Origin of the sequence: Aerosakkonema sp. BLCC-F183, from assembly GCF_041929145.1 — a bacterium.
In the GTDB taxonomy this organism is placed as follows: domain Bacteria; phylum Cyanobacteriota; class Cyanobacteriia; order Cyanobacteriales; family Aerosakkonemataceae; genus Aerosakkonema.
On sequence record NZ_JBHFNU010000005.1, the window covers coordinates 24,369 to 38,312 of the forward strand.

10 protein-coding genes are annotated in these 13,944 nt (G+C 44.3%); 5 read left to right on the forward strand and 5 right to left on the reverse strand.

The annotated features are described in order from the left end of the window. Positions 1-84 precede the first annotated feature (84 nt). Entirely contained in the window at positions 85-1,260 is a 1,176-nt protein-coding gene (gene devC / locus ACE1CD_RS00435; protein WP_374792059.1) for an ABC transporter permease DevC, read from the reverse strand. Then, positions 1,257-2,675 carry an efflux RND transporter periplasmic adaptor subunit gene (locus tag ACE1CD_RS00440; protein WP_374820674.1) on the reverse strand — a complete coding sequence of 473 codons (1,419 nt, stop codon included), beginning with the start codon at positions 2,673-2,675 and terminating at the stop codon, positions 1,257-1,259. Before ACE1CD_RS00440 ends, devC begins: the two co-directional genes overlap by 4 nt. Before the next feature lie 261 nt (positions 2,676-2,936). On the opposite strand from ACE1CD_RS00440, the gene ACE1CD_RS00445 reads away from it, so the two are divergent. Further along, positions 2,937-3,803 carry a TetR/AcrR family transcriptional regulator gene (locus ACE1CD_RS00445; RefSeq protein WP_374820677.1) on the forward strand — a complete coding sequence of 289 codons (867 nt, stop codon included), beginning with the start codon at positions 2,937-2,939 and terminating at the stop codon, positions 3,801-3,803. 234 nt (positions 3,804-4,037) lie between these two features. Beyond that, positions 4,038-5,027, forward strand: a complete 990-nt coding sequence (locus tag ACE1CD_RS00450; RefSeq protein WP_374820681.1) for a pentapeptide repeat-containing protein — start codon at positions 4,038-4,040, stop codon at positions 5,025-5,027. 109 nt (positions 5,028-5,136) lie between these two features. Here ACE1CD_RS00450 and ACE1CD_RS00455 read toward each other — a convergent pair whose 3' ends face one another. The 3 genes from ACE1CD_RS00455 to ACE1CD_RS00465 all read right to left on the reverse strand — a co-directional run bounded on the left by ACE1CD_RS00455 (position 5,137) and on the right by ACE1CD_RS00465 (position 9,270). Next, on the reverse strand, positions 5,137-7,383 hold the full coding sequence (locus tag ACE1CD_RS00455; protein WP_374792066.1) for a cache domain-containing protein: 2,247 nt from the start codon (positions 7,381-7,383) through the stop codon (positions 5,137-5,139). Further along, positions 7,349-8,302, reverse strand: a complete 954-nt coding sequence (locus ACE1CD_RS00460) for a DUF3365 domain-containing protein (protein ID WP_374820685.1) — start codon at positions 8,300-8,302, stop codon at positions 7,349-7,351. The genes ACE1CD_RS00455 and ACE1CD_RS00460 overlap by 35 nt, the downstream gene beginning before the upstream one ends. A 242-nt stretch (positions 8,303-8,544) precedes the next feature. Next, positions 8,545-9,270: a DUF4079 domain-containing protein gene (locus tag ACE1CD_RS00465; RefSeq protein WP_374792070.1), complete on the reverse strand. Its 726-nt coding sequence runs from the start codon at positions 9,268-9,270 to the stop codon at positions 8,545-8,547. Between the two features lie 307 nt (positions 9,271-9,577). On the opposite strand from ACE1CD_RS00465, the gene ACE1CD_RS00470 reads away from it, so the two are divergent. The 3 genes from ACE1CD_RS00470 (at position 9,578) to ACE1CD_RS00480 (ending at position 13,919) form a co-directional block, all read left to right on the forward strand. Further along, on the forward strand, positions 9,578-10,573 hold the full coding sequence (locus ACE1CD_RS00470; RefSeq protein WP_374820688.1) for a pentapeptide repeat-containing protein: 996 nt from the start codon (positions 9,578-9,580) through the stop codon (positions 10,571-10,573). Positions 10,574-10,882: 309 nt separating this feature from the next. Continuing rightward, positions 10,883-13,480 (forward strand): PAS domain S-box protein, encoded by a 2,598-nt coding sequence (locus ACE1CD_RS00475; protein WP_374820690.1) that lies wholly within the window; start codon positions 10,883-10,885, stop codon positions 13,478-13,480. Further along, the gene (locus ACE1CD_RS00480; protein WP_374820693.1) at positions 13,473-13,919 is read left to right on the forward strand and encodes a response regulator; all 447 of its coding nucleotides are present in this window, start codon (positions 13,473-13,475) and stop codon (positions 13,917-13,919) included. Before ACE1CD_RS00475 ends, ACE1CD_RS00480 begins: the two co-directional genes overlap by 8 nt. Positions 13,920-13,944 lie beyond the last annotated feature (25 nt).

Genomic DNA, 13,944 nt, shown 5'->3' on the forward strand with positions numbered 1-13,944 from the left:
TCATACTTATCTGTGTTTATCTGTGTTTATCTGCGGTCATCTGTGGTTAAAAATATTCCAGACACAGCTGCCGATAATTTCTCTCTAGAACATATCGGCAGGATCGGCTGATTGTAATTTGCTTGTAGCGATCGCACCGGAAATCGCACACATAATAATAGTTAAAGACAAAACCATAATTGCGCGAAACAAAGTCATGTAAATCGGTAAATTTGTGGCATTGCGAGCTAAATTATAAAGTCCCAAAGGTACGATCAGTCCCGGTATGAAACCCAGAACTGCCAAAATGATAGCTTCTTCAAAAATCACGCCTAGCAAGTAGGAATTGTGGTAACCCATTGCCTTGAAAGTAGCGTATTCCTTGATATGGGCATTTACATCAGTGGAAAGAACTTGATAAACGATAATTACACCGACGATAAAACCCATCGCTACACCCATACCGAAAATAAAGCCGATCGGACTTCCGGTTTTCCAATAATTTTCTTCAAATTTGATGAATTCTTCGATGGTTAGCACTTTCACATCTTCGGGTAGGTAAGCTTTTAATGCCGCCACCACCTGAGTTGAATCTGCACCAGGTTCGAGATAAATTAAACCCAGACTGATACTACCAGCTTGTCTTTTCGGGAATAATCTTAAAAAATTCTCATCGCTAGAAACCAGAGTGCCATCAGCACCAAAAGAAGCCCCCAATTTGAATAAGCCACCGATCGTAATAGTTCTCCTATCTACTTCCGTGGTAACTTCCCTACCCGCTTCCAGTTGGGCAAAAACCTCTTTGTAATCGCCTCTTGCACCTCTGTCAAACAGGAAAGTATCCGGTAGCCGAATTTTATCGAGTTGGGCGTTAATTTCGGGAATGTTTAAAGCAGGCTGTTCGGGATTAAAACCAATCACTTGTACAGTCGTCTTTTTGCGCGTCTGAGGATTCTTCCAAGACACGGTGTTGATATACATGGCTTCGGCAGATTTCACTCCCGGAACATCGGAAGCTTGGTAGAGTCGCCGCCGCGACAAGGTAGATAAACTCTGAGAGTTCCGCGCTTGGGGACTCATCAGAATAATATCTGCCTGTATAGCGCGGTTGAGGCGCGTGTTACTGTCGTACAGCGCATTTTGAAATCCCAATTGCATAAACATCAGGACATCGGCAAAGGCAATTCCCGATAAAGCCACCAAGAGGCGGCTTCTGTGACGGCTGAGTTGCAACCATCCCAGAGGTGTACGTCGCCGCAGTTCTTGAATAAGTGCAATCATAATTCGATCGTCGCTTTGACTTGTAAATTGGTGAATTTGGCAGCTTTCTGACTCGATTCTTCATTTAGGCGGACGTGAACTTCCACAACTCTGGAGTCAATGTTTTCGCTGGGGTCGCTGTTGATGACGTTTTGGCGTTCGATTTGCCAACCGATGCGATCGACTTTTCCGTATAATTCTCCTGGCAAAGAACTGCTTTCTATCCGCACCTTTTGCCCCAGTTCGATTTTCCTGACATCGCTTTGATAAACTTCCGCAACTACCATCATTTGGCTAACTTGTCCGATTTCCGCAATGCCTTCATTGGAGACAGTTTCGCCATCACGAGTATGAATTTTGAATATGACGCCATCTTGAGGAGATTTCACGTAAGCTTGGTCTAAATTCGCCTTCGCTTCTTTCTCCGCAGCAATAGCTTGTCTGATTTCCGCTTGTGCTGCTGCTACATCCACTGGACGGACTTCGGCAATTTTATTTAAAGTTGCTTGTGCGGAACTGACTTGTTGGCTACCAGTAGCTTGAATGCGTGCCAAAACCGCTTTAGCTTCGTTAATTTGCTTGCTTCCCGTGGCAGTAATTCGTTCTAAGTTGGCTTTAGCTTCGTTAATTTGTTTGCTTCCCGTAGCGTCAGTTCGCGCCAGAATTGCTTTGGCTTCAACGATTTGTTCTGTGAGGGTGTCTACGGCAAGACGTTTGCTGTCAAATACAGATTGCGCGATCGCACCTTCTTTATATAATTGCTCGTAGCGGTGAAATTCCGATTTAGCATTATTCAGTTCCGCTTCCAATCGCTTAATAGTTGCCTGTTGCGCCCGCTTATCTCCTTCCCACTGCGCCTCTAACCTCGCCAACGCCGCCTGTTGCGCTGTCTTATCGCCTTGCCACTGCGCCTCTAACCTTGCCAGCGTTTCCCGTTGCGCCCTTTCTTCACCCAGCGACTGCGCTTGTATCCGCGCAATCTCGGCTTTTTGCGCTTCTATCTCGCCTTCTTTCGCACCGGCTTGCACTTTCGCCAGATTAGCTTGGGCGACTTCCACGGCTTCTTTGCTTTTCTCGTAAGCTGCTTGCAAGCGATCGCGATTATCCAAAATCGCAATTACCTGCCCTACTTTTACTTTATCTCCCTCATTCACCAGCAACCGTTCCACCCGACTCCCTTGGCTGGATGCAGGTGCGGAAAGTTTTATCACTTCTCCCGCCGGTTCGAGTCTACCTAACGCCGTCACTGTCTTCACCTGCGGTATCTCCACCTCCGATACTTGGCTTGCAGGTTCGGATTGAGGTAGCTGTAAGTTCAACACTCGCGAAGTTGTTATCCCCAAGATGCCAAGACTTGCTACCATTCCAAGTATTACAACCGGACGAGGGATAGGCTTGAGAAATGGGGAATCTTTAACGATTGTGTGGTGGAGCATAACCTTCTTCCTCTATGAGGTAGGTAAACTAAACGATTTAGTTTACTATACTTAAACTAAACCGTGTAGTTTAGTTTGTCAAGGGGTATGCTTGAGAAACCAACCCATCGGGGAAGTCAAAAGTCAAAAGTCAAAATATTAATTCCCCCGCGACCCCGCGACCCCACGACCCCGCTTCCCCACTCTCCCTCTTCTTTTTGACTTTTGAATGCATGACTTTTGACTTTTTCTAACCCCTAACCCCTAACCCCTAACCCCTATATGAAAGCCAGAAAGATAAAGAAATCAGATGCTGACAACTCAGAACGTCCGCAGTCAGCAGATAAAGTCGAAGCCATTCTTAAAGGTGCAATACAAGAGTTTCTCACTCATGGCTATGCTGCTACCACTATGGACAGGGTGACAGCAGCAGCAGGTGTATCGAAAGCGACGGTTTACAGCTACTTTCAGGATAAGGAAAGCTTATTCGCTGCTTTAGTCGAGCAATTGACGCAAAAGAATTATCAGGACTTTAATCCCCAAGATCCGAGATTCTGGGAAGGAGAACCCGCCGAAGTTCTCCGCAAGTTAGCCGTAAATCTGCTCAAAAAAGTCGAGTGCAAACACGAATTTCGCGATTTAGTGCGGCTGATTATTGGCGAATCAGGACGTTTTCCGGTATTGGCGCAAATTTTTGTTCGTAATGTCGATCAAAAGCTTTTTCATCATCTCGTTGAATATCTGAAATCTTGTCAGGAATTGCAATTGCCCGATCCAGAAGCGGCAGCGCGGGTGTTTATCGGCACTTTAGTGCATTACGTAATTGTTCAGCATATGCTGCAAGCGCATAATATCATGCCGATGGAGAGCGATCGCCTGATCGACACTTTGATTTACCTGTTAACTGTTAACCAAAAGGATAAGCTGGCGGATAAGTATGCCGGTACGCGCCACAAATCATGGCGTCGCAAGCGTTCTGCTGACGGGAAGTTTGAACCCGACTACCAAAGCGAACCAAAACGTTTGCGATCGATTCGCCTCACCGATACAGCGTGGGAACAACTCGCGGCGATTGCCGAAAAAAATCAGATCACTCGCAGCGAAGCGATCGAAATCTTCGCTCGCAACGGCGAAATAGAACTCGATTAACTTATGATATACATGGTAAAGTAAACGTCCGGTGGGCATTGCCCACCCTACAAATTACTTGCAGCAATTCTGCGGTTTTGTCACGTTATCCCACGAGAGAGTATAAATACGCAAATCATAGTTGCTCGATCGACAAGTTTACTCAAAGAATTATTGCCATTGTTATTAAAAAACATTCAATTCGGGCAATCTATAAATAGACTGGCTTAAATCAGCAGACCGAGGGCGAATCCTATGGATGGTCAAGAACTACTCAGACGCTATGCAGCAGGAGAAAGAGATTTTAGCGGAGCCAATTTAATCGCAGCAAACCTGGAAAGAGCCTACTTAGTAGGAGCCAACTTTTCCGGAGCATATCTAGCAACCGCTAACCTCAGTCGCGCACAGCTAACAGGAGCAAATCTCAGTGGCGCATTTCTGCATCGCGTCGATTTAAGTTTTGCGAAGATCAACGAAGCAATATTAACAAACGCTGACTTAACAAAAGCCAACCTTAAAGGAGCGAACCTTGTCAAGTCCGTACTCACCGGTACAAAGCTCAGCGGAGCCATCCTCACATCAGTAAACCTGCATTTAGCGAACTTGCAGGGCGTTAACTTGTGCGGTGCAGATTTGCGGGGAATTAATTTGCGTTCTGCCAATCTCGTCAATGCCAACCTAAATTGGGCCAATCTCAGTGGAGCCAGATTGAGCGGTGCTTTAGTGCGGGGAGCATTGCTCAACGGCGTTAATCTGAGCGGCGCTTTGTTGAATGGCGTAGACCTCAATAACATCGACTTGGATGGCGTCAACCTCAGCAATTCAAAACTGAGTGGAGCCAATCTCGCCGGAGCCAACCTTTCCGCCGCCAATCTGAGCAACGCTCAACTGCGCGTGTCGCTGCTGGCGAGGTCAAACCTTCACGCCGCCAACCTGAATGGGGCAACCCTGAGCAAAGCCGACTTATGCGAAGCAAATCTTAATAAAGCAAACCTGTCATACGCCGATTTGAGCGAAGCTGACTTGACCGGAGCCACACTGAATATCTCAAGATTATCTTACGCCAATCTAACTAACGCTTGTCTGCGGAACGCCTACTTGTGGGGAGCTAACCTCAATATCGCAGCGCTGTGCGGGGCAGACTTAAGCGGAGCCAGCTTACGCGGTGCATACATTGATGGTGCAAACTGGCAAGAAGCAATCCTCTCTGGTGCAACAATGCCGGATGGAACGCTACACGATTGATTTTGGGTTTAGGATTTTGGATTTTAGATGGCAGATGGAAAGATGAATTTGAATTTGCTTGCAAAATCAAATTCGCCAAAAAACTGACCGATGACCAATGACCGATCGATTAATAAAATACCAAGATAGTTACAATCAGCAATGTAGTGAGAAGACCCGGCCAATAAAGCAGCTTTGGTATCAGGTTATCTTTATATTCAATGAGACGAATTTTTGAGTTCAAAGTTAACACGATCGCATCAAGCGCCACTAGCAAAATGAAAAAATAGATCGCGAAGTAGAAGTACTCCAAGTAAATAATTCCTGTCGCAGTCACTTGTTGTCTTACCGTGATTTGATCCAGAATCACAATGAAGATAAAACCCGCACAAGCTCCCACTACTTCCATGCCGCGATCGTTCGACATCAGCATGATCGAAAATAGCAAGATAGCTACTACACTTAGGGGTACAATTCTGGCAATGAAAATCCCGATAAAAGCTCTTTTGAAGATCACAGTAAAATAAAGCTCTGGATAGTTTTTCTTGCCAAAACCGCTGCCCCCAAAATTGGAATTGTATTTCTTTAATTTGTACTCGAAAAAACTACTCTCAATATTCCAATTTTCCGTGACAAAATCTTCCTCCAAACCCGGTCTGGAAACAGGGTTTATCAAATCGTATGAAGTTAAATCCGGCACTAGAATTACAGTTCTGTTTAAATCGAGTCGATTGATATCTTTCGGCCACAACCTGAGCCAGACATCATTATAGTCGAAGGGATATTTGGAAAAATTAAAATTTTGCCTGATTGTGCCTTCAAAGTACCAACGGAGCAGATCGGTATTGTTAGTTGTGAACTTCTCAGGATCGCCAATTTGGATATCAGACGCTTCTGGCAGGATAAAACCTCGATTCACGCTTTCCGGGATATTTTTGTTATACTTCTGCCACACGTAACCGGTGACGAATACATCATTAGTTCCGGTAAATTTGAGAGACTGAATATAAACTCCGGTGGGAATGTACAGGGGTGGATCTTGCTTCAATTCCTCTGCTATGGCATTTTGGGGAGCCAATAAATTATCTACAGTTGCCTTGTTGAGCAGAATATTCCTGCTGTTTTTATAAGCTCGCTCCGATAAAGCAATATTCCAGATAATACCAATCGCTGCCACACATAAAATACTATAGGTACACGCCACTGCCCAAAGACTTTTGACGCTGCCCCTATGAGCGCGAAAGATTAGAATTGACAGAAAAAAGACAAATAATATCAACTCTAACCAAAGTACGATCGTTTTTCGCCGTAACGTCGTGTTGTCGCTAGAACTTTCATCCTTGATGACAACTACTCCCAGCGACCATCCATTCAGAGGTAGCGGTTCGACAATCATCCAGGAAGATTGACCCGTTATCTCATTTTGATACTCTACAACGGTGCTTTCCCCTTTGAGGGCTTTTTCACCTAATTCTCTAATTTCTTTCTTGTCAGTTTCCGTCGCTAAGTCAAAAATCGTTTTTTGATTTTTGACGTACTCGTCAATCGGATGAGCGATAAACACACCTTTCTTGGACAGCAAAAACCCGTAGCCAGACTTACCCAGATTGAGTGTCGCCATTAGCCTTTTGAGCTTATCTATTGAATAGTTGGCATAGATGACGCCCGCAGGCTCTTCCTTTTTAGTTTTTGGGTTAGTCCGAGAAAACCTGACGTTATAATCTACTATGAGAGCCTCAGAATATTTGTCAATATAAGGTTCAGCCCAAACAAAATCATTCCGTAAAGCATTGAAATACCACTCATTTTCTGGCGCTGGTTTAGCATAGTCGTTGTTATCCTCAATTTGGTTCAGTTTAATTGTGCCATCTTTTCTACCATAGAAAGGCGCATACAGACGCCGCCGAGAATACACGAAAGGTTGATAAGCAGCACCAATTGCCACAAAATCTGGATTTCTTTCAATTTCCTCTCGCAGCCTGTTTGTCAGCTGCTCATCCTTTAACTTCCCCGCAGTCAAATCGTAGGCAATCCCATTAGCTGCGCCTTGGAGTTTGCGAAGTTCTTGCTCTATCTTACGACTGGCATAAACAGTTTCCTGTCTGGCATTTATTTCAGCTTTTTGGATTACCTGATTTCTCTCTTCCGAGTAAGAATAAAAGCCGTAAGATGCCAAAAATAAACTGATACCGCAAAGTATTGTCGAGCAGTCAAATATTAATTTTTGGACTTTGCGTAGCTGAGGATTCACTTGTACAGTATCATCCTCTGTTGCGATCTCCGTTGTACCTTCTGCTGCTGGCTCCTCTTCTATCTGAGCATTCAAATCTATGAGCTTTTGACTAATTATCTGAGTTTTCACTCTCTTCATCTTCATTTTCGATTTCCTCTTCCGTATCTGATATTAACGATTCTTTATATTTTTCTATTTCTATTTCGTAATCCCGCTTCATGCGGTTCAAATGTGTTTTTAAATTTCCTATTTCATTTTTAGAATCAACCTCAAATTCAAGTTCTCTTTCCCCGCTAACAATCGCCTTCGTCACTCTTGTCATCTCGTCAATAGGTTCGACAATAAAGCGATTTAACAATAATTTTATTCCTGCTATTAAGAGCGCTAACGCCAACAATATAGTACCCAAAAACTTAAAAACTAACAGCTGGGCACTACCGAAAACTGTACCGACTGGTACAGCAATCATTTGAGCGCCGACTATTTCATTCAGCTTCCAGCCAAACCCATTTTCTTTGCCGTACTGTGCAACCATACTTGGGGGAGCTTTTTCTGGCGTATCGTGACATTCCAAACAACTAGCTTGAGTAACTTTTGCAGGTCGCGCTACATAAAATAATTTTTTGCCCCGATCGTCTCTATAACCTTCTACTTGTTCGAGCGCTTTTTCTTTGCGAAACCGCTCGATCAGCTGCGTTTCAAAATCATCCGCCTTATCCTTAATATTTGTCGGGTTAAGTGTCGCCTCTTTGTAGAAAAAATCTTGATATTCTGGATTTTGGCGCAATCTTTCAAATACTTCTCTGGCTGCGAAAAAAGAAACGGATTCAGGGATAAATTCTTGAGCTAATCTAGTACCAAACTTGGGCTTCACCTGTTCGTTGGTGTACCTGTGAACGGCTATCATGGTCTTCATCATTATGCCAGCTTTGGTAGTTATTTCATTTCTGGCTCTATCTCGTATGCCGTTATTGATAACTACTCCGCTCAGCACTAATGCTCCTATGACAACTACGAGTGTTAACAAAGTGAAGAGTGTTTCTAGTTTAAGATTTTTTAACATTTTTTAAGATGATTTTCAATTTTTATGGATAGGTAAAAATACTACTAAATTTGAGATTAAATCGTACCAAGTAGCATAGTAATTCCAAAATATCCAAAAGTCAACCTTTGGGTAGATGAAATACTATTTTTGTTTCTGACGGGATCGAAACACAATCAGAGAATACAGGCGCTATTTGTGGCGGGGCGACGAGCGGGCGGCGAAGCCCTCCGCTACCCCGACCCAGAGCCGCCGAAAAAATATCAACGGGTATCTTCCGAAGGTGGTACTGCTTGCGGACAAGTTTTGTGATTGACATCGCAACTGAAAATATAGGTTTTCTGCCAGTTTAAAGGTATCTCCAGCAAATCCCGCGTACCTGTTAGTCCCTGTCCGATAAAAAGTAAGAGAGCAAAACTGTTCAAAATTATATGAAAAGTTCGCCAGCGATTCGATTTATCTTTATAGATATCTTGCACAATGGCTAAAGAAAAAATCATCAGTAATGTGGCAGTAATGCCGATGTAGTAATGAGACCAGTACCATTCATTCGTGCGACGAAAAACTCCGTCCTGACAACCGAGAAGGACTATACCCATCCCGGTTAAAGTCGCAAAAACTCCGCGCCAGATTTTCTGCTTTGCGAGGTAGAGCAATACGAGGGCGGCGATCGTATCCAAAAACATCAGCAGGATAAAGGCAACTTGCAAAGGAGCTTTAGTCCAGGTGCGATCGCTCAAAATATGTTCGACAATATGGTAAGCTAACCCCACCAAAGTCAACCCCACAACCCAACCAGTCAGCCAGCGACCCATTTTGATGTGTTCTGGGCCAACATAGGAGGGAATTTTACTTTTGTCTTTGGCAGCAGTTTGCAAGCGACGCACGCGGGTCTGCCATGCAAAGTTTACCACTGTGCCAATCAGGGGAAAGACTAGCACGACTGCGATCGCCGGATGAATAAGAGCCAGAAAATCTTGGAATTCCATAACACACCCAGGAGTCAAAAGTCAAAAGTCATACATTCAAAAATCCTATAAGCGTCAGGCATTCAACTACTTCCGATCTGGTCGGTTACTTCTGCTGTACTGCGCTAGCCACCCAAAGTAGCATAGTTGAAAGTGGTTAACAAATAACTAATTACCAATGATTAATGGCTAACGACTAATGTAAAAATTCTTCATCTAATTATTAAGTCTCTGCATCAAACAACAACAAAATTAATGTTTTTTTTGGCATTTATGTGGGCAATCTAGAAATAGACGGGTAATTCAGCCCTAGCCGGAGCAAAATAATATGGACGCTAACGAACTACTCAGACGTTATGCAGCAGGAGAAAGAGATTTTAGTGGAGCTAATTTAATTGGAGCTAACCTAGAAAGCGCCCAACTCGTGGGAGCTAACTTTTCCGGTGCATATCTAGCAGCAACCAACCTCAGCCGCGCACATCTAACGGGGGCAAATCTTTCCGGAGCATTTTTGCACCGCGCCGATCTAAGATTTGCGAAGCTAAACGAAGCAATATTAACAAACGCAGACTTAACAAAAGCTAATCTTCAAGGAGCCTTCATAGTTAAATCCGTGCTGACGGGAGCCAAACTGAGTGGCGCGATAATGACAGCAGTAAACTTGCGTTTGGCAAATTTACAGGGCGTTAATCTGTGTGGCGCAGATTTGCGGGGCATTAATTTTCGTTCTGCCAATCTAGTAGATGCTAACTTAAATTGGGCTAACCTCACGGGAGCCAGATTGAGCGGAGCCCAGTTGCGGGGAGCATTACTCAACGGCATCAAACTCAGTAAAGCTTTCCTCAATGGTGTAGACCTCAATAGCGTAGACTTGGATGGAGTCAATCTCAGCGAATCGAAACTGAGCGGAGCTAACCTCAGCGGAGCCAACCTTTCTGCAACTAACTTCAGCAATGCCCAGCTGCGCGTATCGATATTGGCCAGGACAAACCTTCACGCATCCAACCTCAGCGGTGCAAACCTTACCAAAGCCGACTTATGCGAAGCAAATTTAAGTAAGGCAGACCTCTCATCCGCCGATATGAGCAAGGCAGATTTAACAGGCGCTAATCTAAATATGGCCGATCTCAGCGATGCCGACTTGAGCAATGCCTGTTTGCGACAAGCTTACCTCTGGGGAGCTAACTTTAATGTGGCAGCAATGCGCGGCGCGGATTTGACTGGAGCTAGCTTGCGCGGAGCGTACATCGAAGGCACAGAAGCACACTGGCCGCAGGCAATTCTGACAGGAGCGACTATGCCTGATGGCAGTCGCCACAACTAAGTTAGGGGCTAGAAAAACTTAAAAGTTAAAAGTCAAAAAAAGGGACTAGGGGCTAGAGGTTAGGGATTAGGGAAGAGGGAGAGGGAAGAGGGAAAAATATTAATTCTGTCCTCTGCCCCATATCCAATTGGCAAAAAATTGGCTTTTCCACCACAAGTACCGGAGAAGCCACTTATTTGTGTTGGATTCATTTGAGAATTGCTGTAGGAGCTAGGGTGGGTATTGCCCACCCTACTTGCTTATGGACAATCTCGCTGCAAAATGGTAATGGCAGCCTTACTAATCATTTTTGCAGCGAAATAAATTGCTATGACAAGAGCGTACAAAAAAATTATTGCTGGTGGGTTTGGCTTGGCTTTACTCCTCTTAAGCGGCGTGGGTGCAGTTTCGTATCTGAGCGTACAAAAGTTGATTGCAAATAAGCAATTGCTCGAACATACTCGTCAAGTATTGGAAGAAATCGATAAAACTCTTGACGGTATCAAAGAGGCTGAAACATCAAGACGTGCCTACATCATCACAGGAAACGATATTTATCTAAAAAGTTATAACGCCGATCTTGAAACAGCTAAGCGCTCTCTCAAAGTTGTCCGGGAGTTAACTGATGATAATCCTCACCAACAGCGCCGACTCGATGAATTAGAACCGATGCTCGCACAAAGACTGGCTGTGCTTCAGGTATCGATCGATTTAGTTAAGCAGAAAAAATCGAACCAGAAAAATCAAATTATCCTCACCGATCGCGGCAACGCTATCCAACAAAAAGTTCGAGAAAAACTGTCTGAAATGGAACAAGAAGAACGACTTTTATTGCAGCAGCGATCGGCAGCGATAAATGACAGCGTTCGCTATACTAGCATCCTTGTGGCTATTGGCTATTTTTTGAGTTTCAGCCTGCTATTTCTCGTTTATTTTCAGCTTAAAAAGCAAATTCGAGTTAGCCAATTGGCAGAAGCAGAACTGCTAAAACGCACGCAAATGCTAGACTTTGCTAATGATACGATTATTATTTTCGATCTAGAAGATCGCATTCAGTATTGGAATCAAGGGGCAGCACGCTTATATGGGTGGTCAAAAGAAGAAGCTGTTGGAAAAGAAATCCATGAACTTTTACAAACAGTATTTCCCAAACCTTTAGAGTCAATCAAAAATGAGTGCTTGCGCGATGTTTATTGGCAGGGAGAACTCAGACACACGCAACGAGATGGCACGCAAATTATAGTAGAGAGTCGCTGGACATCAGAGCGAGACAAACAGGGTAAGGCGGTAGCATTTCTGGAAATTAACTACGATATTACCGATCGCAAACGGGTAGAAGACGTTCTTCGGATCGGCCAAGAAAGATATGCCCTCGCCGTTAGTTCCGGACAAGTAGGAGTTTGGGACTGGAATATTCAGACTAACCAATTTTATATCGATTCCAATATCAAAGAAGCTCTAGGATATACGGATTTAGATATTCCGAACACTTTGGAAACTTGGTATGGTTTGCTACATCCCGACGACAGAGAAAAGGCGATCGCAGCCATTAGAGAACACCTGCAAGGATTGACGCCGCAGTATGAAATGGAACATCGCCGACTCCACAAAGACGGCAGCATTCGGTGGTTTCTTTCCCGTGGTATAGCTTTTCAGGATGCCAACGATCGCGCTTTTCGCATGACGGGGACAGATACGGACATCACGGATCGCAAAACAGCAGAAATAGCTTTATCCCAACGCGAACAAGAACTGAAAACGGTGCTAGAAAATACCCCGGATGTAATTTCTCGATTGGATCGACAAATACGATACCTTTATATTAATCCTGCCATTACAAAGGAAACAGGAATTCCAGCTGAAGCATTCATCGGTAAAACTCTTTGGGAATTGGGTTTTCCACAAGCACTCGTAGAGCAATTGGAAGCACCCTGTCAGAAAGTTTTTGCTACAGGTGAAATGAATGTAGTAGAATTCAATTCTGCCAGCCCCAATGGATTAAAATTCTACCAAGCTCGTCTTGTGCCAGAATTCGCCCTTGATACTTCCGTAGAATCTGTGCTTATTATTACCCGCGACATCACCCAGAGGAAGCAAGCAGAGGATGCACTGCGGGAACTGAATAATGAACTGACGGAGATTAATGGTGCTTTAGAAGCTGAAATTGCCGAGCGAAAAGAAGCAGAACGAAAACTAGAACAACTAACTGCGGAATTGCAACGTTCCAATCAGGAATTAGAGCAATTTGCTTATGTAGCTTCCCACGATTTGCAAGAACCGTTGAGAGCGGTGACCGGTTACACCGAACTGCTATTGCATGACTACCAGCACCTTTTTGATGAGTCCGCACGCGAATACATGGGCTACATCATTGATGGTTCGACAAGGATGCGGCAGTTAATTCAAGACTTGCTAGCATATTCCCGTGTGGGTACTCGCGGTAAAGAGTTTGTTCCCGCTGACTGCAATGCGCTCTTGCGTGAAGCGCTCGATCGTTTGCAAGTAGCGATCGCCGAAAATAACGCTACCATTACCTATGACTCCCTGCCAACCGTTATGGCAGACAAAACTCAATTGGTGCAGTTATTTCAAAATTTGATCGGTAACGCGATCAAATTCCACCGGGAAATGCCACCCCAAGTTCGGATTTCGGCAGAATTAACAGATAACAAATGGCTCTTCTCTGTGCGGGATAATGGAATTGGCATCAAAGACCAGTATCTCGATCGCATTTTCGAGATCTTCAAACGTCTCCATACTCGCAGAGAATTTCCCGGTACCGGTATTGGTTTGGCTATCTGCAAAAAGATTGTCGAACGCCACGGCGGTAACATCTGGGCTGAATCTCAGCTAGGAGTAGGAACGACATTTTACTTTACCATCCCTTCTGAGTCATCCCTCCCAACAGAGATTAATTTACATGATTAGCAGCGAACTGCTGAGACCGATTGAAATTTTGCTGATTGAAGACTCTCCCAGCGACGCCAACCTAACTATAAAAAGGTTAAAGACAGCCAAGGTAATCAATAACTTACGTTGGGTTGAAGATGGGGAAACAGCAATGAAATTTCTCCGACATCAAGATGAATATGCTGATGTTCCCCGTCCTGACCTGATTCTACTCGACCTTAACCTGCCAGCTATGGATGGACGGGAAGTACTCGGCGAGATCAAATCAGACCCGCAGTTAAAACGTATACCTGTGGTAATTCTCACCACTTCAGCAGATGAACGCGATGTGTTGATAGCTTACAATTTAAACGCTAACTGCTACATTACTAAGCCGGTTGACATCCAACAGTTTTTTGATGTGATCGGCGCGATCGAAGATTTCTGGCTAGCCGCAGTGAAACTACCTCCAGAGTAATTCTAAACTAGATCGAAATTTAAGG